Below are 19,776 nucleotides of genomic sequence, written 5' to 3'. Positions count from 1 at the left end.
AGTCACAGAGCGCGATTTGCGGATCAAACAATGCTCAGCATGAAGCTTTCGCCCCGTCCAAGCGGTCACTCGCCCGCAGGCTGCGACGATCCGTCTGCCTTTGCGCCCGGCGCCCTTTCCCTCTCGCTCTGCGTCCCCGTCTCCGTCTTCGCTTCCGTCTCGGTCTTCCGGTTCGGCAGCTTGGCGAGGATCTCGTCGAGATTGCGGATGGTAATGTCGCTCTGGGCGAAGGGGATCTCGATGCCCGCTTCGGCAAAGGCGGCATTCAGCGAAAAGAGCAGATCCGAACGCACGCCGATCTCGGTGCCGACATCGCGCAGGAAGCAGCGCAGTTCGAAATCCAGGGCATTATTGCCGAAATTGCGGAAGAAGACCTGCGGCTCCGGATAAGACAGGATGCCCGGATGCGTTTGCGCGATGTCCAGAAGGATGTTCCGGGCGCGATCGAGGTCGCTGCCATAGGCAAGGCCGATCGGAATGATCATGCGGCCGACATGCGAACTGAGCGTCATGTTCTTGACCGTTCCGGCGATCAGATCCGCATTCGGAATGATGACGTCGTGGCGATCGAAGGTTTCGATCCTTGTCGACCGCACCGCGATCTTTCGCACCGTGCCGGAAAAGCCGGACACCTCGATCCAGTCGCCCTCCTTGATCGGCCTTTCGATCAGGAGGATGATGCCGGAAACGAAGTTCGAGACGATGGTCTGCATGCCGAAGCCGACGCCGACCGAAAGCGCCCCGGCGATGATGGCAAGGTTGGAGAGGTCGAGGCCCGCCATGGAAATGGCCAGCAGGGCCGACAGAATGAACCCGACATAGCCGAGACCGGTGCGGATCGCATTGCGGCCGCCAGGGTCGATCTGGGTCTTCGGCAGGATCATCCTGTCGACGACGCGCTGCGACCAGCGGGTGACGAAAAGGCCGAGGATGAAGGTTCCGAACAGGACGAACAGGATCTTGGGTGACAGGCGGATGCCGCCGAGATCGATGCCGTTCTGGAGGACGCGCCAGACCTCGCCCACTTCGGCTTCGCGGGCGCCCCAGATCAGGGCAAACAGCGGCAGGCAGACGAGAAACAGGCCGAGGCCGACGAGGAGCGAGGCCAGTTCGGCGGAGGAAGAGCGCCTGGCAAGCGTTGCCCGGATCGGCATCATCAGGGCGTGATGCAGGATGAAGGCGAGGCCGAAGACCATCAGCGTCAGCATGGTCGGCGAGAGCGAGGCGCGGGCAAGCGGCACGTAGCCGAGGCTTGCGGCCACAAGCGAGAGGATGGCGAGCGCCTGCATCATCCGGCTGCAGACGCGGAAGAAGGCCGGGCCGAACAGGCTGTCGTCCAGGACGGGACTGCTTCCCGCCGGGCCGCCTGCGCCAGCCGGGCCGCTTGGTCCGGCCAGGCCTGTCGGTCCTGCCCCGCCCACTCCTGTGGGGCCTTCCCCGATGGCGGCCGCCGCTCCATCCGCCGGCGCCTCCATCTCGTCTGCCACGCGCCGCAAGACGCGCGCCAGCACGCTCAGCACCAGACATCCGATGAGAATGCTGATGCCTTCGAGCATGGAAAGGCTCGCAGGCGCAAAGGCGTAGTCATCCGACGCGCCGTCCACCAGAGCATCGACGCCGAGCGAGGCGGCAAAGGCCATGGCCAGCCAGTAGCAGGTGCGCGCAAGACCCGTGCTGAGCGAGACGAGGCGCAGCGAAGGCTGGTTGGGATTGAACAGGACATTGCCCAGCCAGTCGGCAATGATGAAGATGAGGATCATCACGGTGAGGGCGCCCGACAGATTGTCGGCCGAATGGATACCGTCCTGCACCAGGATCAGCGCCGCGATGATGGCCATTCCCGCGATGAAGGACAAAGCGAGCCGCATCAGATGGAGGCCGGCAACCTTCATGATGAAGCGCAGGGGCGTGCCGCCCCTCCGGACGCGCCGCTCAAGCGAGATCAGGACGAAATGCCCGATCCCGATCGGCAGAACGAGCGCGACGACGATGATCAGCAGGGCCGGCAGCAGCCGATCCTCGACGAAACTCATCCGCTCCGCCGTCGGCTGGAGGCTGCGCTCAAGATCATCCTCCAGCTTTTCGGCATAGATCCTGAGGTCGGCGGCGGCTTGTTCCCAGGTGGCGGGGATGAGCGGCGAGGGTTTGCGCTCCAGAAGGCTGGTGGCGGACCGGGAGCGGACCAGCGTGTCGATCTCCTCGATCAGAACATCGGCGCGGGCATAGGCCTGCCGCGCCTCGACCACCGGCTGCTGGGCCCGTGCAAGTTCCGCCGTCAGCTGCTTGCGCCGCTCGGCAACGATTTCGGGCTCCGGCTGATCCTTGGGTGGCGGCGGACCAAGCGATGCGATCTGCGCGGTCAGCGAGCGAATGATGACATCGGCGGCGCTGGACGCCGTTTCCGCCTCCTGCCTCTGCGCGGCCAGCTCGGCCCGCAGCACTTCAAGCGAATCCGAAGAGGCGCGCCCCGCCTGCAGCACTTCTTCGGCGCGTCGGGCGGTTTCCGACCATGTTCTGACGGGATCGGCGCGCTCTGACCGATCGGTCTTCTGGGCGAAGGCGGGTGTGGCGACGGGACCGGGGCCGGCGCCCAGAAGGATGGCCAGCAGCAGCCAGCCCAGGATCAGGCTGCCTTTGCGACACAGGCACGAGCAAAGGCACAGGGACAGGCACAGGAATGACCGAACTTGCATGTTTTCGCTATGATCCCGTTGGCGCCACGATTGCCTGCCGGCCGGACAGATCGACAGCCACGCCGACGGAGGGCTCGACAGACGAATCGATGCGCCGCGCCGGTGCGCAGGACGGCGGCTTTCGTCACTGAAGCAAATGCAGCCGCCGACGGCAACACAGTGCAGTGATCAAGGCCGGGTCTTCAACAGCTTGGCGCGGGATTGGATGCCAGACCGGGCAGTCTGACATCATCATGATCCAGGCCGGCATTACCCTTTCAGGTAGCCGGCAGCCATGAGGGCAAGCGAGAGGCCGGCGGCATGCATGGCGGAGGCAAAGCCGCCGCTGCGCAGCAGGGCAATCGCCTGCGCAATCGGCATCAGCACCACCTGCAGCCCATCCTCGCCGGCTTCCAGCACGGGATCCCGCTCGAGCACGACCTGCCGGCAGAGGAAGGTATGGATGGTATTCGTATGCGTTGCCGGATTGGCATGCAGGGCGCAGACCGGCTCGAGATCCGCGGCCGTTTCATAGCCGGTCTCCTCCAGAAGTTCGCGCCGGGCCGAAAGGTGCAGGGCCTCGTCCTGCTGATCGGCAATGCCGCCGGGCAGTTCGGTGACCCAGTCGCCGATTGCATGCCGGTACTGGCGGACGAAGACCAGTTCCTGCCGTGCGGTAATGGCAACCACATTCACCCAGTCCGGATAGGACAGCACGTAATAGGGTTCGATCCTGGCGCCGGAGGCGGTGACGCAGCGGTCCGCCCTGACATTGATCCACCGGTCCCTCAAAAGAACCTCCTGATCGAGGACCGTCCATTTCCTGTCCACCACGCGCTCCTGCCTTCCTGCCCTGCCATAGGCCGATCGCTCGAGGCCGCGCGGCATCTATGGGGCATACCATGGTCCAATCGTGAAAACGGCCACCCCGGAATGGGGCGGCCGTCAAGATAATTCGAAATTTGCAGGTCTTATTGCGGAGGCAGCATATCGTCGTCGATCGAACCGGGATTCTGCTCGACACCGAATCTCGTCTGCAGGGCAAGCTCCGTCGCCCCATCCCGCTGATAGATATCGTCGCGGAACTGCACGACGCCGTCCTTCGCCGACCAGGCCGTGATGTAGACGATATAGACCGGGACTTCCTGTGCCAGCTTGATCGGCGTGCTGACGCGCGCGGCGATCACCCGCTCGATCTCCTGACGCGACCAGCCGGGCGTATCGCGCAGCAGCCAGGTCACCAGGTCGCGGACATTCTGGACGCGCATGCAGCCGGAGGATTCAAAGCGCATCAGCTTGTTGAACAGGCCCTGCTGCGGCGTATCATGCATGTATTCATTGTTGGGATTGTGGAAATTGATCTTGGTGGATGCCATGGCGTTGATCTTGCCAGGGTCCTGCCGGAACATCAGGTTCGGCGCCTTGGGTGCGAACCAGTCCACGGTTTCCGGCGATACTTCCGTGCCCTTGCCGTCGAAGAGACGGATATTGTTGCGCGCCAGATAGGTCGGATCCTTGCGCATCAGCGGCACGATATCCTTTTCGACGATCGAGCGCGGCGCCGTCCAGTAAGGATTGAGGATGACCTCATAGACCTTGGAATTGATGGTGTGGGTGGGGCGGTCGATCCGGCCGACAACGGCCGTGTTGCGCAGGGCGACACGTTCGTTTTCCACGGCTTCCACATAGGCCGCCGGAATATTGACCATCATGTAACGGGGACCGAGGTCGCCGGCCATCGACTGCAGGCGAACGAGATTGGTGCTCAACTGGTTGAGGCGGACATCGGCGGAGACATTCATCGCCTTCAGCGTGAATTCGCCGAGTACGCCGTCCGCCGGGAGACCGTGGCGGGCCTGGAAGCGCTTGACCGCGCCATCGACATAGGAATCGAAGGAGCTGGACATGCCGGCCGATTGCGGCAGATCGCCCGAGATCATCAGGCGCTGACGCAATTGCTGCACGGCAGGTTCGGCAGCGCCGAGGCGCAGGCCGTCCTGCATGGGGGTCACCTGCGGCCAGCCGCCGGATCCGACAATCTGCTGATACTGAATGATGGCCTGCTGGATATTGGCGGGCCCCATGGGTCCGAGCACCGGATTGTTGGACGTCACCGTGGCGGCGGTGCGCGACGCGGCGGTCGCATCGAACTGGTCGTCCCAGGTGCCGCGGCGGGGAGCCGAGATGATCCCCTGCAGCGCATCCTGTGCCAGAACGGGAGCGGCGATGGAGGCTGCTCCAAGGGAGACGGCGGACCGCAGAAGTTTACGGCGGGAGAACAGTTCGGCTTCGCTCTTTTTCGACATCATTCGATCCATGTTATCCGCAGGCAGGCGATCTTACCTGCCTACAGCGATATGGTTAACAAAGCACCGCTCGCCGAAAAACGCCCCTGCCCGCCTCAAGCGGTCAGCATCATTGTCGAAAAACACGCGTCCAAGCGCAGGATTTCCGAAAGTCCCGATTCGGCGCCCCGGCAATACGGCCTCATGGCAGCTGCGCTCCCATATCAATATGGCCAATTATTGTCAGCGCCCGCCACCTCACATCCCTGTGTTGCCAGGTCCTGCAAACGTGATCGGATTTGCGATCCCACAGCGACGAGACCACGAGACGACGAGACGACAGGCGATATCGCGAAACGGGCGAAGACCGGATGCGGCAAGGCGCATCCGGTTTCGATCGCGACGGGAGGTCAGGTGTCGAGGGCATGCCTCGGGGCCGGTGGATCGGCGCCCGATGCCCGACACGGGTCAGAGGCGATACATGATCTGGTCGTTCCAGAAGCGGTCGAGGCGCTGCAGGAGCTTGTTCATCTGGTTGAATTCGCTCTCGCCGATCCCGCCGACCTTTTCGATCGAGCCGATATGGCGCTCGTAGAGCTTGGCAACCACTTCGGCGATCTCCTGACCGGCCTTGGTGAGGCTGATGCGCACCGAGCGGCGGTCAATCCGCGAGCGCTGGTGGTTGATGAGACCGAGGTCCACCAGCTTCTTGACATTGTAGGAAACATTCGAGCCGAGATAGTAACCACGCGAGCGCAGTTCGCCGGCCGTCAGTTCGGAATTGCCGATATTGAAGAGCAGCAGTGCCTGGATGGCGTTGACATCATCGCGGCCCTGGCGATCGAATTCGTCCTTGATGACGTCGAGCAGGCGGCGATGGAGACGTTCGACCAGGTGGAGCGACTCCAGGTAGAGGTTGTGGAGGGCTTCTTCGTGGGTGCCGGCGTTCGCAGTTGCCTGCGGCTTGATCTTGGTGTTCAACATGTCTGCCTCACTGTTTTGTTTGGCGGTGTTTGTTTCTTCCCGCCTTGTGAGAGACCCTATCGAAAGCGCATAAAATTCGACTTAAAACACGCGGCTAATGAGCGGTTAATGCCGGCCTCCCCCCTGCCCCAAGCTGTGGGACAGCGTGCAGTCGCAAATAAAACATCTTACAAAATCAATATTTTAGGGGATTTTTTCGGACCAAAAGCAGCCGTGAAAGCTTGAAGATCAGGGTAAATCAACCCTTACCCGCTCTTCCATCTTGCGCCGTTCTTCCAGCGCAATGGCCAGGCGGAAGACAATATAGAGCGCTGCCACGAGGCCATGCAGAAGCGGGATGACGACATTGTGGCCGAAGATCTGCGGCCAGACCTGGTACATCAGGACCTGCCCGCCGGCAGCGATCACCCAGAGCACGGCGCCCCAGGAAGTGGCCATCCACAGGCCGAGCGACACTACCGGATAGGCGACGGCGAGCGCCGAGGCAGCCGCCCGCCATGGCAGGCTCAGAAGATCGAAGCGGGCGCGGCCGTCAAACGTGTAGCCGACCAGCATGGCCCAATATTGCAGGCCGAACCAGAAGCACAGAATGGCAATGCCGCGAAGGAAGATCACGAACAGGATCTCGATCAGGCTGCGCTTCGGCGATACGGGTGAATCAGGCTCCATGGCGGCAAGGATAACCCCGTTTGGTCAGGACTGCCAGCATGCAGCAGCGCGGCGCGTCGCATTTCGGCTCGGGCCATGCTAGGCAGGTTCCGGAAAAGTGTCTTATACCAAATGTCGATGATAGGAACCTGCGTCAAAGCAATAAACGAAGCGGGCCAAGCGTTGGCAGGCCAATGCAAGTCTGCTTAGGTTCCCCTGACATTCACCCCAAGGCACCGCCGCGGCGGGCCTGCATCTTGCAAGCAGACGCTGTGCGCACTTCAATTCGAACCCCGCGCCAATCCCATAATGAGACTGCCATGAAAGACAAGACACATCTCGTCGACGAAATCACCGGCCATCGCCGCATGCGCCGCAACCGCAAGGCCGACTGGACACGCCGTCTGGTGCAGGAAAACCGGCTGACGGTGGACGATCTGATCTGGCCGATCTTCATTGTCCCCGGTACCAATATCGTGGATCCCATCGCCGCCATGCCGGGAGTGAACCGCATGAGCGTCGACAAGGCGGTGGAGGCGGTGCGCGCCGCCGCCGATCTCGGCATTCCGGCGATCGCTCCCTTTCCGGATGTGGAAATGGACAAGCGCGATGCCAGCGGCTCGGAAATCCTGGAGCGCAACAATCTCATCAACCTCTTCACGACCGCCGCTAAGAAGGCGGTGCCGGAGATCGGCATCATTACCGATGTGGCCCTCGACCCCTTCACCAGCCACGGACATGACGGCATCCTGCGCGACGGGGTGATCGTCAATGACGAGACGGTGGACCAGGTTGCCCGCGCCGCGGTGATGCAGGCCGATGCGGGGGCGGATATCATCGCGCCCTCGGACATGATGGATGGCCGCATTGGCGCCATTCGCCGTGCGCTCGATGCCGGCGGCCACCAGGATGTGGGCATCATGTCCTATGCCACCAAATTCGCCTCCGGCTTTTACGGTCCCTATCGCGAGGCGATCAATACCGGCGGGCTGCTCAAGGGCGACAAGAACAGCTATTATATCAATCCGGCCAATGCGACCGAGGCGCTGCGCGATGCGGCGATGGACGTGGAGGAAGGCGCCGACATGCTGATGGTGAAACCCGGCATCGCCTATCTCGACATCTGCTGGCGGATGAAGGAGGCTTTCGGTCTCCCAACCTTCGCCTACCAGGTCTCCGGTGAATACACGCAGATCAAGGCGGCGGCGATGAATGGCTGGATCGATGGCGAGCGGATCATGATGGAGACGCTCACCTGTTTCAAGCGCGCCGGCTGCGACGGGATCCTCACCTATTTCGCCATGGATGTCGCGCGCAAACTGAAAGGCGCTTAAGAAGAGAGGAAGGGGCAGCGGGTGGCGGCCGGATCGATTGCCGGTGGCGCAGTCACCTTCTTGTGAAGCCCCCTTCAGCTCACCATATGAATGGACGGTTCAAAAGGAGACCTGAGAGATGTCGTTCGACACCAATCCCGCCGTTGCCGCCCCGCAGGACTGGCGCGCCTATCGCGGCGTGCTGTCCCGCCGCGTCTTTGCCTTCGTCATCGATTATTTGCTGGTCCTCATCCTGTGCATTCCGGCGGCGGTGGTGGTGTTCTTCCTCGGCGTCCTCACGCTCGGCCTCGGCTGGTTCCTCTATCCCGCCCTCTTCGTCATCGTGGCGCTGATCTATTTCGGCATGACGGTCGGCGGACGCGCCCAGGCAAGCCCCGGCATGCGCGCCGCCGGCATCATGATGATGCGGGTCGATGGCCGTCGCCTGGATTTCCTGACCGCCGTCGTGCACATGGTGCTGTTCTGGATCCTCAACTCCATTCTGACGCCGCTGATTCTGCTGGCGGGCCTGTTCCTCGATCGCTCGCGCCTCGTTCACGACATGTTGCTCGGCACGGTGATGGTGCGGGCGGATTGACCGGGGATCCGATGGATCGTCGCTTTCAGGCGCTTTGCCGGCGGAGCGCCTGTTGACCTTTCCCAAACTTGCGCCATGCTATTGAGATGGCAGGCGAGATTGCTTCGCCGCCTCGTCCAGCACCAGGGGTCGATTTGCGCGAATGAATACTCAGGCGACGCCCTCACCGCAGTTCTATCTGACGGCGCCGGCAACATGCCCGTATCTTGCCGGCGAAATGGAGCGCAAGGTCTTTACGCATCTGGTCGGGCCGCGTGCGGCTGAGATGAACGATCTCCTGACGCAAGGGGGCTTCCGACGCTCGCAAAACATCGCCTATCGTCCCGCCTGCGAGGGGTGCCGGGCCTGCGTCTCGGTGCGCATCCTCGCCAATGAGCTTGTGCTCAGCCGCAATATGCGCCGAGTTCTGGCCGAAAATGCCGATCTCGTCGGCACCGCCGGCCCGCCGCAGCCGACCACCGAACAATTCATGCTCTTCCGGCGCTATCTCGATTCCCGCCATCAGCGGGGCGGCATGTCTGACATGTCGGCGCTGGATTACGCCATCATGGTGGAAGACACGCATGTCAGCACGCGGCTGATCGAATATCGCAAACGCGTGCCCGGCGCCGGCATCGGCGACCAGCCCAAGGGCGAACTCATCGGCGTGGCTCTGACCGATCTGATGAGCGACGGCATGTCGATGGTCTATTCCTTCTACAACCCGACCATGGAGCGCCGGTCGCTCGGCACATTCATGATTATCGATCACGTGCTGCGCACACGCCAGCTCGGCTTGCCGCATGTCTATCTCGGCTACTGGGTCAAGGGATCCGCCAAGATGCATTACAAGACGCGGTTCCAGCCGCAGGAGCATCTGACCCCGCGCGGCTGGGAACTCTATGCCGAGGATGGCGCGGAATAAGCGGATGTCATAGTCACGCTCTCTACCGCATGTTATAATGCTGTTATAACATGGAGTGAGGTGCGATGAACGTTACGCTGCGCAAGATCGGCAATTCTGAAGGTATCATCATTCCGAGAGAAGTGCTTGACCGAATGGGGGTGCGTGCCGGGGATACGCTCCGTCGCAGCAGGCGACATCGACGAGGAAGGCGCGGCGCGGTTCCTGCGTGACCATACAGTGCCCTATCCTTCGGGGCGCTGAGAACGGATCAGCTGTCCCTCACCCGCCGAACTTGCCGCTTCTTGGGAAGCCCTTCGGCACGGTGCGGCCGGCAGTGGCGCGGTCACCCATCCATTCCAGAAGCTCATCCTTGGTCTTGGTGAAGATGCGCCCGGCGCTGTCTTCCCAGGTCAGGCCCTCGGCGATTGCAAAGCACTTGGCGTCGGAAATGCCGCCATCCTTGTAGCGCTGCAGCCGCACGCCCTTGCCGCGGCTCATTTCCGGCACCTGGGCCAGCGGGAAGACCAGCAGCTTGCGGTTGTCGCCGACAATGGCGAGGTGATCCCCCGAGACGGGCACGACGAGCTTGGCCTCGTCCGGCATGGACACGTTCATCACCTGCTTGCCCTTGCGGGTATTGGCGACAAGTTCGGTTTCCGCCACGACAAAACCGTTGCCGGCGGTGGAGGAGAGCAGCAGCTTGCGCGAGGCGTCATGGACGAAAGCCGTCAGCACATCCTGATCATTCTCCATGTCGACGATGATGCGGATCGGTTCGCCATGACCCCTACCGCCGGGAAGCTTTTCTGCCCCCAGCGTATAGGCCTTGCCGCCGGTCGTCAGCAGGAGGATCTTGTCGGTCGTCTGCGCCGGGAAAGCGAGCTTCGGTCCGTCGCCTTCCTTGAAGGTCAGGCTTGACGTATCGGCCATATGCCCCTTCAGCGCGCGGATCCAGCCCTTCTGCGAGATGACGACCGTGATCGGCTCCTTCTCGATCATCGCCTGCTGGATGGCTTCCACATCCGCCTGCGGGGCATCGGCGAACAAGGTCAGGCGGGCAAAGGGCTTGCCGCGTCCCTTGGCAAATTTCTTGCGGACATCCTGGATTTCGTGCTCGACCACCTTCCACTGCTTGTCGTCGGAGGCGAGCAGGCTTTCGATATCCGCCTTCTCCTTCGTCAGCTCGTCGAACTCCTTGCGGATCTCGAACTCTTCCAGCTTGCGCAGATTGCGCAGCCGCATGTTCAAGATCGCCTCCGCCTGCACGTCGGTCAGATCCCATTTGGCGATCATGACCGGCTTGGGCTCATCCTCTTCGCGGATGATGCGGATGACTTCGTCGAGATTGAGATAGGCGATCAGCAGGCCGCCAAGAATCTCCAGGCGGCGGTCGATGGCGGCCAGCCGGAAGCGCGAGCGGCGGATCAGCACCTCCTTGCGGTGCTGCAGCCATTCCAGCAGGATCTCGTTCAGCGCCATGACCTTGGGCACCCGGCCCATGGACAGCACATTCATGTTGAGCGGGAAGCGGCTTTCCAACTCGGTCAGGCGGAACAGCGATTCCATCAGGAGCGTCGCGTCGACGGTGCGGTTCTTCGGCACCAGCACGATGCGGATATCTTCGGCCGATTCGTCGCGCACATCCTCCAGAAGCGGCAGCTTTCGGGCGATCAGCAGCTCGGCGATCTTCTCGATCAGACGCGACTTCTGCACCTGGTAGGGAATTTCGGTGACGACGATCTGGTAGCCGCCGCGGCCGAGATCTTCGGTTGCCCATTGGGCGCGCACGCGAAAACCGCCGCGGCCGGTCTTGTAGGCCTCGATGATTTGGTCACGGCTGTCGATGATCACGCCGCCCGTCGGCATATCGGGACCGGGGATGAATTCCACCAGCTTTTCCACCGAAGCGTCGGGATGCTTGATCAGATAAAGCGCGGCATCGCACAATTCGTGGGCGTTGTGCGGCGGAATGGAGGTGGCCATGCCGACAGCGATGCCGGAGGCGCCATTGGCCAGGAGATTGGGGAAGGCGCCCGGCAGGACCACCGGCTCCTCGTCTTCCTCGTTATAGGTGGGCCGGAAATCGACGGCGTCCTGGTCGATCCCTTCCAGAAGAAGGGCCGCCACTTCCGTCATGCGGGCTTCGGTATATCGGTAGGCCGCGGCATTATCGCCGTCGATATTGCCGAAATTGCCCTGCCCGTCGACAATCGGATAGCGCTGGGAGAAATCCTGGGCTAGCCGCACCAGCGCGTCATAGACCGACTGGTCGCCATGCGGATGGAACTTACCGATGACATCGCCGACGATACGCGCGCATTTCTTGAAGGCCGAATTGGGCCGGATGCCCATTTCGCTCATGGCATGGATGATGCGGCGATGCACCGGCTTCAGCCCGTCGCGCACGTCCGGCAGCGCACGGTGCATGATGGTCGACAGCGCATAGGCAAGATAGCGCTCTTCAAGCGCCGCCTTCAGATCGACCGGCAGGATGTTGTCATCGCCGTCGCCGCCGTCGCCGGGTGGAGGTGTCACAGTCTTTCCCATGCGATTTGACTACCGGAAAGGCCGGGTCGCGGCAATCATCTGCTGCAAACCGCCTGTGGATGAAGGGAGAAAGCCTCTTGCCAGCCGCGCTGTTTGCAAGAAGCGCGCAGGAGCGCGTGCGAGGCATGGACGCGGACCGTAAGGCTCATGTAAAACAGCACGAACCACAACACCGGCGACAGCCGGCCTCAGGAGGATTTCGATGAACCGCACCCGTACCGCTCGCCTTCTGCTGGCCAGCGCTTCCTTCGCCCTTGCCGCATCGCAGGCATTTGCACTTGATGGGCAGGACCTGCTGTCCAAGATCACCGCAGCCTCCAATCTCCAGCCCGGCAACCTGGCTGTCGCCGGCGTGGATGTCAGCGGCAGCGATGTCACGCTGAAGGGTGTCACGCTCGGGGACGACAAGGGCGGCGAACGGCTGAAGGTGGGCGACATCAAGCTGGAAGATGTGCAGGAGGAAAGTGATGGCGGCTACTTCATCTCCCGCGTCACGCTGCCGGACGTGAATATTTCCGAAAAGGAAACCGCGATCACGGCGTCCAGCCTGTATCTGACCAATGTCAGCGTGCCGGCCGACCAGACCGCCAACAATCTCGACTCCATCCTCTTCTACGAACAGGCGCATACCGGCCCGATCAACGTCACCGTCAATGGCAAGCAGGTTCTCGGCATTCGCGAAAGCGAGGCCAACCTGACGCGTGAGGACGATGATTCCGGCGTGAGCTTCGATGCCAAGGTGGATGGCGTCTCCGCCGATCTCAGCCTTGTCGAGGATCCGAAGACGCGCGAAGCGATCGAAAGCCTGGGCCTCACCACGCTGACCGGGAAGCTCACAATGCAGGGCAATTGGGAGATGGAACCGGGCACGGTCAATCTGGAGGAATATGCGCTGGCTTTCGACAATGTCGGCCGCCTCAACATGTCGCTCAGCTTTTCCGGCTATACGCTCGCCTTCCTGAAATCGGTTCAGGAAACCGCGAAGGCCGCCGAAGCCAATCCCAACAAGGAGGCCGCACAACAGGCCGCAGGTCTTGCCATGCTGGGCCTGATGCAGCAGCTGACCTTCAACAGCGCCTCGCTCAGCTTCGAAGACAGCGGCATTACCAATCGTGGCCTTGCCTTTGCCGGCAAGACGCAGGGCGTTTCCTCAGAACAGATGGCCATGATGGTGAAGGGCATGGCGCCCCTGATGCTGGCCCAGCTGAATGTTCCGACGCTGCAGAACAGCCTCTCGACGGCCATCAACACCTTCATCGACAATCCGCGCAATATCACCATCACCGCAGAACCGGCCAACCCCGTTCCGCTGCCGATGATCATCGGCACGGCGCAGGCGGCACCGAATACCCTGCCCGATATGCTGGGCGTCACCGTTACGGCCAATGACTGATCGCAACGATCGACAAGCCAGGCTGCGCCTGACGACAGAAAGGCCGGAGCATCGCTGCTCCGGCCTTTTTGTTGTGCACTCGGTCTTGTCTTTGCGTGGCGTCGGTCAGTCGAGGACCTGGATCACCTGGCGCGTCTGCGGATCGACGACGACGCGGCGCTCGTTGACGACCGTATAGGCATAGTTGCCATAGCCGTCGATGACATGCGTCTCGACTTCCTGCGGCAGCACGCGGCCAACCAGGACGTCGCCGCTATAGGAAACGGACGGAACCTGCTGCTGCATGACATAGGTCCGCACTTCGGCAGGCATTTCCCGCACCACGACGGCACCCGGCGCCGGGGCCGGTTCCGTGACGATGACGGTCGATTGCGCGAATGCGGCACTCGATACGAATAGTGCCGCCGATGCGGCCATGAGGGTCTTCAGCATGATGCTCTCCTCGGGCGTTGATGCTGGCGTGACAATGCAAAGCCCTGGAGATGGTTCCGCCGAGATGCGGACCTGCCTTGCGGCAGGAGTGGTTCGGAGCGCCCGGAAACAACGCCGGGCGCGCCCGCATTCAGTCCTTCTTCTGCGGCGGAATGACCCGCAGCGACAATTCCATCAGCTGCTTCGGCATGGCCGGCGCCGGGGCATTCATCAGAAGGTCCTGCGCCTGCTGGTTCATCGGGAACAGCGTGATCTCGCGCAGGTTCTTGGCGCCCACCAGCAGCATGACGATACGGTCGATGCCGAAAGCGCAGCCACCATGCGGCGGCGCGCCATACTGGAAGGCGCGATACATGCCGCCGAAGCGCTCTTCCACGTCGGCCTTGGAAAGACCGACCAGTTCGAAGGCTTTGACCATCAGCTCCGGCGACTGGTTACGAATGGAGCCCGAGGCGATCTCGAAGCCGTTGCAGACGGCATCATACTGGTAGGCCTTGATCGTCAGCGGATCCTGGCTTTCCAAAGCTTCCAGGCCGCCCTGCGGCATGGAGAAGGGGTTGTGGGCGAAATCGACCTTCTTGTCTTCCTCGTTGTATTCGAAGAAGGGGAAATCGACGATCCAGCACAATTCGAACCGGTCGCGGTCGACGAGGTTCAGATCCTCACCGACGCGGGTGCGCGCCTCACCGGCAAACTTGTAGAACTTGGCGGGCTCGCCCGCGACGAAGAAGCAGGCATCGCCGGCCTCGAGGCCGAGCTGGCTGCGCACGGCCTGGGTACGCTCCTCGCCGATATTCTTGGCGAGCGGGCCGGATCCGGAAATCTTGCCGTCCTCTTCCTTCCAGAAGATATAGCCGAGGCCCGGCTGGCCCTGGCTCTGCGCCCAGGCATTCATCCGGTCGCAGAAAGCGCGGGAGCCGCCGGTCTTGGCGGGAATGGCCCAGACCTGCACCTTCGGATTGGAGGCGATCATATTGGCGAAGACCTTGAAGCCGGAGCCGGCGAAATGCTCGGTCACATCCTGCATCTCGATCGGATTTCTGAGGTCCGGCTTGTCGGAGCCGTACTTCCGGATGGCCACATCGTAGGGAATGCGCGGCCATTCTTGGGTCACCGGCTTGCCTTCGGCAAACTGCTCGAAGACCTTGGTCATCATCGGCTCCATCGTGCCCCAGACATCCTCCTGGGTGACGAAGCTCATCTCGACGTCGAGCTGGTAGAATTCGCCCGGCAAGCGGTCGGCACGCGGGTCTTCGTCGCGGAAGCACGGCGCAATCTGGAAGTAGCGGTCGAAGCCGGCCACCATCAGGAGCTGCTTGTACTGCTGCGGCGCCTGCGGCAGCGCGAAGAACTGGCCGGGATGGATCCGGCTCGGCACGAGGAAGTCGCGCGCGCCTTCCGGCGAGGAGGCCGTCAGGATGGGCGTCGAATATTCGGCGAAGCCTTCAGCCGTCATGCCCGAACGCATCGAGGCGATGATCTGCGTGCGGCGGACGATGTTCTTGTGCAGCGTCTCGCGCCGCAGGTCGAGGAAGCGGTATTTCAGGCGCACGTCTTCCGGATAATCCGGCTCGCCGAAGACAGGTAGCGGCAGTTCCTTGGCGGCCGACAGAACCTCGATCTCCCGGGCGTAGAGTTCGATCTCGCCGGTCGGCATCGTCTTGTTGACGGTTTCGTCGGTCCGCGCCTTGACCACGCCGTCGATGCGGATGACCCATTCGCCGCGAACCGTCTCCGCCATCTTGAAGGCAGGGCTATCCGGATCGGCCACCACCTGCGTCATGCCGTAATGGTCGCGCAGGTCGATGAAGAGAACGCCGCCATGGTCGCGGACGCGATGGACCCAGCCGGACAGGCGAACGGTTTGGCCCACATCGGACTTGCGGAGGGCTGCACAGGTGTGGCTGCGGTAACGGTGCATGTCGAAATCCTGGAATCACTTGTGCCGGCGCACTGCGCAAGGCCGGGCCGGCAGGGGAAAATCGGGCGGAAAAGCGCATGACGCGCCTGCTTTGTCAAGGCAGAACCGGTCAGGCGGCCTCTTTCTGCTGCCTTGCGGCCAGCGCACGCATGGCCGCCTCCTCCTGATGAATGCGGATGGCGAGAAACAGGCCGTAGACCGGCAGGCCCACCATCAAGGTCAGATAGGCGTGGAACATCAGCGCAAAGCCGAGGAGCTCCGGCAGGATGTTGAGGAAGTAATTCGGGTGGCGGATGGTGCGGAACAGGAAATGGCGATTGATCTCGTGCTGGCGCGCGATCATGATCTTGACCGTCCACAAGGGACCGAGGATCTGCACGATCCACACCAGCATTCCGATCGCCGCCGCGTATAGCAGAAGACCGAGCAGCGAGACCGGATCGAAGCGGGTTTCGCGGACAAGGCCTTCGCAAAGGCAGGCGATATAGAAGGCGATATGCGCCAGAGCCAGAAGGCGGGTATTGAGCGCGCCATATTCCATGGCCCCGGCCTTGCGCAGGGCGCTTTCATGCCGCCTGGACACCAGAACACTCGACACCCGCACCAGAGCGCCGATGACAAACAACAGGATCAGCACGAATTCCATCTCACCCCTCACCGCCCCCACGGTCATTTGCAGGATCACGTTCGAAACACCATCCGCGTCAAGACCGTCATTCCCTCACTGGCGACCGGCCGACACAAGCCCGCGGACCGCATGCAGCATCTCCTAAAAGTGTGACATCAAAGATTCAAGCCATCCCGTGCGTACCGAGCAGGACGTGAAGACAGGGCGCCGGAAGCCCCACCGCGAAGGCGGGTTCCGCCACCGAGTGGCGATCCGGTCCCCGATGGATCCGCCGCCTCGCCCGATGACTGGTTGATCGTCTGGTTTATCGACTGATCTACCGGGTGATCGGCACAACGGTGCATCGATATATTTGATCGATCAATTCACGCTCTGAATTGTCATCGCCCGTCGGGGAGGGTTACAACACGGATCAAGCCGTGCCCGCATCCTGCGTTGCGCTGCATCCTCAGTCTCATGCCGGTTCCCATGTCGACCATTCGTCCGCTAGTTCCTCTCCTCGTTACGGCGGGCATACTGATCGGCGGGAACGGCTTGCAGGGGACCTATATTGCCCTTCGCGGATCGTCGGAGGGATTTTCCCCTTCGGTCATCGGGCTGATCGGAGCCGGCTACAGCATCGGCTTTGCCATCGGCTGTCTCTATGTCACCCGCATCCTGCGTTCGATCGGCCATATCCGCACCTTCGCCGCCATGGCAGCCATTGCCGCCTGCTGTTCGATCCTGATGCCGCTGGTGATCTCGCCGATCTTCTGGACCCTGATGCGCTTTGCCATCGGCATCTGCGTCGCCAGCCTGTTTGCCGTCGTCGAGAGCTGGATCAATGCCAAGGTGACGAACCAGAACCGCGCCCGCACCTTGTCGGTCTATCGCCTGGTCGACCTCAGCTCGGTCACGCTGGCGCAATACCTCATCCCTGCCTTCGGCATTGACGGACCGGTGATCTTTTCGCTGGTGGCGATCGCCCTTGCGCTTTCGCTGGTGCCGATCTCCGTTGCCGACCGATCCAGCCCGACGCCGCCGGAGGCGATCAACTACGATATTCGCGCCGTCTGGCGCATCTCGCCGCTTTCGGTCGTCGGTGTCGTCGCCGTCGGCCTCAGCATGGCCGCCTTCCGCAATATCGGGCCGCTTTACGCCCAGGATATCGGCATGGACGTGACGCAGATCGCCACCTTCATGAGCGCCGGCATTATCGGCGGGGTCGTGCTGCAATATCCGCTCGGCCTGTTCTCCGACCGGCTCGACCGCCGCAAGGTGATCATCTGGGCCACTATCGGGACGATCCTGACGGGCGGCTACCTGTCCTTCTTCGCCGGCACGGATGAGACGTCCAATATCATCGGCGTCTTCATCTATGGCGCCTTTGCCATGCCGCTCTATTCTTTGTGTTCGGCGCACGGGAATGATCATGCCAAGCCGGGCGAACATGCGCTGGTCTCTGCGGGCCTGCTGTTCTTCTGGTCGATCGGCGCGACGATCGGCCCGCTTCTGGCCTCGCTTTTGCTGCAATTCATCGGGCCGGAGGCCTTCTTCGTCTACACCTCCTTCATCTTTGCCGGCTTCCTCTGGTACACGGTGGTGCGCATGCGGGTGCGGCCGCCGGTGCCACCCTCGCAGCGGCCCGGACGCTTCCGGGCCCTGTTGCGCACCTCGCCCTATTTCAACCGGCTGGCCGGAGCGCCTTCGGACCAGGGCAAGGGCGACAAGCCGTAAGCCGGTCCCGGCCTGCGGCAATTTCGCCGGGCGCCTCCTATTGATGATCGTGCCGCTCAGCTTTAAGCAGGCAAAGGAAGCGGGAAGCATGCTTTCGGACGGCAAGCGTGTCGCGATCCTCATGGTCGGCTCGTCACGCTTTCAGGGTCTGTCTTGCGCATGTTGTTCTCGCAAAACCGCCGCGCAGTGTCGCGCGGTCAGGTTTGAAGTCGGAGCGCCCTCATGCCTGTGCTGTCCCGCCGCAACCTTCTCAAAGCCGGTGCCGGCCTTGCCGCCTATGGCGCGGGACTCGGAGCCGCAGGACTGTATCGCAGCGCCTCGGCTGCAACGGCGGTGACACTCGAGGCAAAGCGCACCGAAGCGGTCCTGGATGGCCGGAACCTGACCCGCGAGGTGATGACCTACGGCCTTCAGGATGCCGCCTTGGGGCCCGTGGGGCCCATGGGACCCATGCCGCCCACGCTTCGCGTCAAGCAGGGCCAGAGCTTTGCCGCGCGCCTGACCAACCGTCTTGACGAGCCGACGACCATTCACTGGCATGGCCTGCGCATCGCCAACAGCATGGACGGCGTGCCCTTCCTCACCCAGCCTTACGTCTACACCGGCGACAGTTTCGATTACCGGTTCACGCCGCCCGATGCGGGCACCTTCTGGTATCATCCGCATTGCAACACGCTGACGCAGATGGGGCGCGGCATGACCGGCCTCTTCATCGTCGAAAACCCCGCCGATCCGGTTTTCGACGGTGATATCGCCGTCAACCTGCGCGATTGGCGGCTGGGCGGCGACGGGCAGTTCATCGCCCAGTTCAAGCCGCGCGATGCCGCCAAGAACGGCACATTCGGCACGGTCAGAGGCGCCAACTGGCAGGTTCAGCCGAATTTCGATGCGCCGGCGGGCGGATTGATCCGCCTTCGCCTGGCGGTCACGGATGTCACGCGGATCTATTCGCTGAGGCTGGAGGGGGCCGAGGCGGCCATCATCGCGCTTGACGGCCAGCCGCTTCCGCAGCCGGTGCCGCTGGACCAGCTGACCCTTTCGCCCGGCCAGAGGGCGGATCTCGTGATCCGCATGCCCGAGGGCGAAGGTCAGACGGCATCGCTTGTCGATATCCGGCCTTCCAGCGCCAGGACCGTCGCCACGCTGCGGGCGATCGGCGGCTCGCTGAAGCGCGACCTGCGATCGGTTAGCGCGCTGGCCCCCAATCCCTGGACCGTTCCCGACCTCAAATCGGCCGAGACGATCCCGCTCGTCCTGAGTGCGACGGCGGAGAATGCCGGTCGCGATTCCTTTTGCGGCTTTCTCGGCTATTCCTTCTGGGCCATCAACAAGGTTCCCTGGCCGGGAGACACCGCCGACCCGACGGCACCGCTGGCGGAGCTTAAACTCGGGAAAACCTATCTGATAAACCTGGAAAACCTCACGCCGCATTTGCATCCGATCCACCTGCACGGCATGAACTTCCAGGTGATCGCCTCCAGCACCCGCACCGTTTCACCCCTGATTTCCGACACTTACCTCGTCTTGCCGGATGAAAAGGTTCAACTCGCGCTGGTGGCGGACAATCCGGGCGACTGGGTTCTGCACTGCCATATCATCGAGCACCAGAAGACCGGCATGACCTCCTATCTGCGCGTTGCGTGATGGCGGGAGGGCGCAAGCCGCAGGCCTTGAGCGTCTTTTTCGCCGCTTCTGTTGACATCCGGGGCCGAAAGGGAAAAGGAAGGTGGAACAACGCCATCTAGGGTCTGTT

16 protein-coding genes and 1 pseudogene are annotated in these 19,776 nt (G+C 62.4%); 8 read left to right on the top strand and 9 right to left on the bottom strand.

What is annotated here, in order from left to right; translation table 11 throughout:
• Positions 1-65: 65 nt before the first annotated feature.
• Positions 66-2,693 carry a DUF3772 domain-containing protein gene (locus tag QTJ18_RS10445; protein ID WP_252751482.1) on the bottom strand — a complete coding sequence of 876 codons (2,628 nt, stop codon included), beginning with the start codon at positions 2,691-2,693 and terminating at the stop codon, positions 66-68.
• Here QTJ18_RS10445 and QTJ18_RS10440 point away from each other — a divergent pair.
• Positions 2,678-2,824: a hypothetical protein gene (locus tag QTJ18_RS10440; protein ID WP_252751483.1), complete on the top strand. Its 147-nt coding sequence runs from the start codon at positions 2,678-2,680 to the stop codon at positions 2,822-2,824. The two genes, QTJ18_RS10445 and QTJ18_RS10440, sit on opposite strands and share 16 nt — an antisense overlap.
• A gap of 118 nt (positions 2,825-2,942) precedes the next feature.
• Here the strand turns inward: QTJ18_RS10440 and QTJ18_RS10435 are convergent, their stop codons facing one another.
• The 4 genes from QTJ18_RS10435 to QTJ18_RS10420 form a co-directional block, all read right to left on the bottom strand.
• Entirely contained in the window at positions 2,943-3,503 is a 561-nt protein-coding gene (locus QTJ18_RS10435; protein WP_252751484.1) for an NUDIX hydrolase, read from the bottom strand.
• A 140-nt stretch (positions 3,504-3,643) separates the two neighbouring features.
• The gene (locus QTJ18_RS10430) at positions 3,644-4,978 is read right to left on the bottom strand and encodes a L,D-transpeptidase family protein (RefSeq protein ID WP_252751894.1); all 1,335 of its coding nucleotides are present in this window, start codon (positions 4,976-4,978) and stop codon (positions 3,644-3,646) included.
• A 447-nt stretch (positions 4,979-5,425) separates the two neighbouring features.
• Entirely contained in the window at positions 5,426-5,938 is a 513-nt protein-coding gene (ldtR, locus tag QTJ18_RS10425; RefSeq protein WP_252751895.1) for a transcriptional regulator LdtR, read from the bottom strand.
• 231 nt (positions 5,939-6,169) lie between these two features.
• Positions 6,170-6,610, bottom strand: coding sequence for a DUF6163 family protein (locus tag QTJ18_RS10420; RefSeq protein WP_252751485.1), 441 nt, complete (start codon positions 6,608-6,610; stop codon positions 6,170-6,172).
• Positions 6,611-6,909: 299 nt separating this feature from the next.
• Here QTJ18_RS10420 and hemB point away from each other — a divergent pair, with 299 nt between their 5' ends.
• The 4 genes and pseudogenes from hemB to QTJ18_RS10400 all read left to right on the top strand — a co-directional run.
• Entirely contained in the window at positions 6,910-7,923 is a 1,014-nt protein-coding gene (hemB, locus tag QTJ18_RS10415) for a porphobilinogen synthase (protein ID WP_252751486.1), read from the top strand.
• A gap of 118 nt (positions 7,924-8,041) precedes the next feature.
• Complete coding sequence (locus QTJ18_RS10410; RefSeq protein ID WP_252751487.1) at positions 8,042-8,500, top strand: RDD family protein; 459 nt, start codon at positions 8,042-8,044, stop codon at positions 8,498-8,500.
• Positions 8,501-8,642: 142 nt separating this feature from the next.
• Complete coding sequence (locus tag QTJ18_RS10405; RefSeq protein WP_252751488.1) at positions 8,643-9,404, top strand: arginyltransferase; 762 nt, start codon at positions 8,643-8,645, stop codon at positions 9,402-9,404.
• Positions 9,405-9,469: 65 nt separating this feature from the next.
• Positions 9,470-9,565: pseudogene (locus QTJ18_RS10400) on the top strand (AbrB/MazE/SpoVT family DNA-binding domain-containing protein); the annotation flags it as partial.
• A gap of 100 nt (positions 9,566-9,665) precedes the next feature.
• Here QTJ18_RS10400 and parC read toward each other — a convergent pair.
• A complete protein-coding gene (gene parC / locus QTJ18_RS10395; protein ID WP_252751489.1) occupies positions 9,666-11,933 on the bottom strand; it encodes a DNA topoisomerase IV subunit A in 2,268 nt (755 codons plus the stop codon).
• A 202-nt stretch (positions 11,934-12,135) separates the two neighbouring features.
• Between parC and QTJ18_RS10390 the strand changes: the two genes are divergently transcribed.
• Positions 12,136-13,326: a hypothetical protein gene (locus QTJ18_RS10390; protein WP_252751490.1), complete on the top strand. Its 1,191-nt coding sequence runs from the start codon at positions 12,136-12,138 to the stop codon at positions 13,324-13,326.
• A gap of 105 nt (positions 13,327-13,431) precedes the next feature.
• Here QTJ18_RS10390 and QTJ18_RS10385 read toward each other — a convergent pair whose 3' ends face one another.
• From QTJ18_RS10385 to QTJ18_RS10375, 3 genes are all read right to left on the bottom strand, one after another.
• Positions 13,432-13,758 (bottom strand): DUF1236 domain-containing protein, encoded by a 327-nt coding sequence (locus QTJ18_RS10385; protein WP_252751491.1) that lies wholly within the window; start codon positions 13,756-13,758, stop codon positions 13,432-13,434.
• A 130-nt stretch (positions 13,759-13,888) separates the two neighbouring features.
• On the bottom strand, positions 13,889-15,679 hold the full coding sequence (gene aspS / locus QTJ18_RS10380; protein WP_252751492.1) for an aspartate--tRNA ligase: 1,791 nt from the start codon (positions 15,677-15,679) through the stop codon (positions 13,889-13,891).
• A gap of 109 nt (positions 15,680-15,788) precedes the next feature.
• Positions 15,789-16,364 (bottom strand): isoprenylcysteine carboxyl methyltransferase family protein, encoded by a 576-nt coding sequence (locus QTJ18_RS10375; RefSeq protein WP_252751493.1) that lies wholly within the window; start codon positions 16,362-16,364, stop codon positions 15,789-15,791.
• Between the two features lie 411 nt (positions 16,365-16,775).
• Here QTJ18_RS10375 and QTJ18_RS10370 point away from each other — a divergent pair, with 411 nt between their 5' ends.
• Together QTJ18_RS10370 and QTJ18_RS10365 are read left to right on the top strand one after the other, a co-directional pair.
• Positions 16,776-18,023 (top strand): MFS transporter, encoded by a 1,248-nt coding sequence (locus QTJ18_RS10370; RefSeq protein ID WP_252751494.1) that lies wholly within the window; start codon positions 16,776-16,778, stop codon positions 18,021-18,023.
• 222 nt (positions 18,024-18,245) lie between these two features.
• Positions 18,246-19,667 carry a multicopper oxidase family protein gene (locus QTJ18_RS10365; RefSeq protein ID WP_252751495.1) on the top strand — a complete coding sequence of 474 codons (1,422 nt, stop codon included), beginning with the start codon at positions 18,246-18,248 and terminating at the stop codon, positions 19,665-19,667.
• The last annotated feature ends 109 nt before the right edge of the window (positions 19,668-19,776 follow it).

Source organism: Rhizobium sp. SSA_523, from assembly GCF_030435705.1.
In the GTDB taxonomy this organism is placed as follows: domain Bacteria; phylum Pseudomonadota; class Alphaproteobacteria; order Rhizobiales; family Rhizobiaceae; genus Neorhizobium.
The sequence above is the reverse complement of the archived record's forward strand: the minus strand, read 5'-3'. Positions and strand labels throughout refer to the sequence as shown.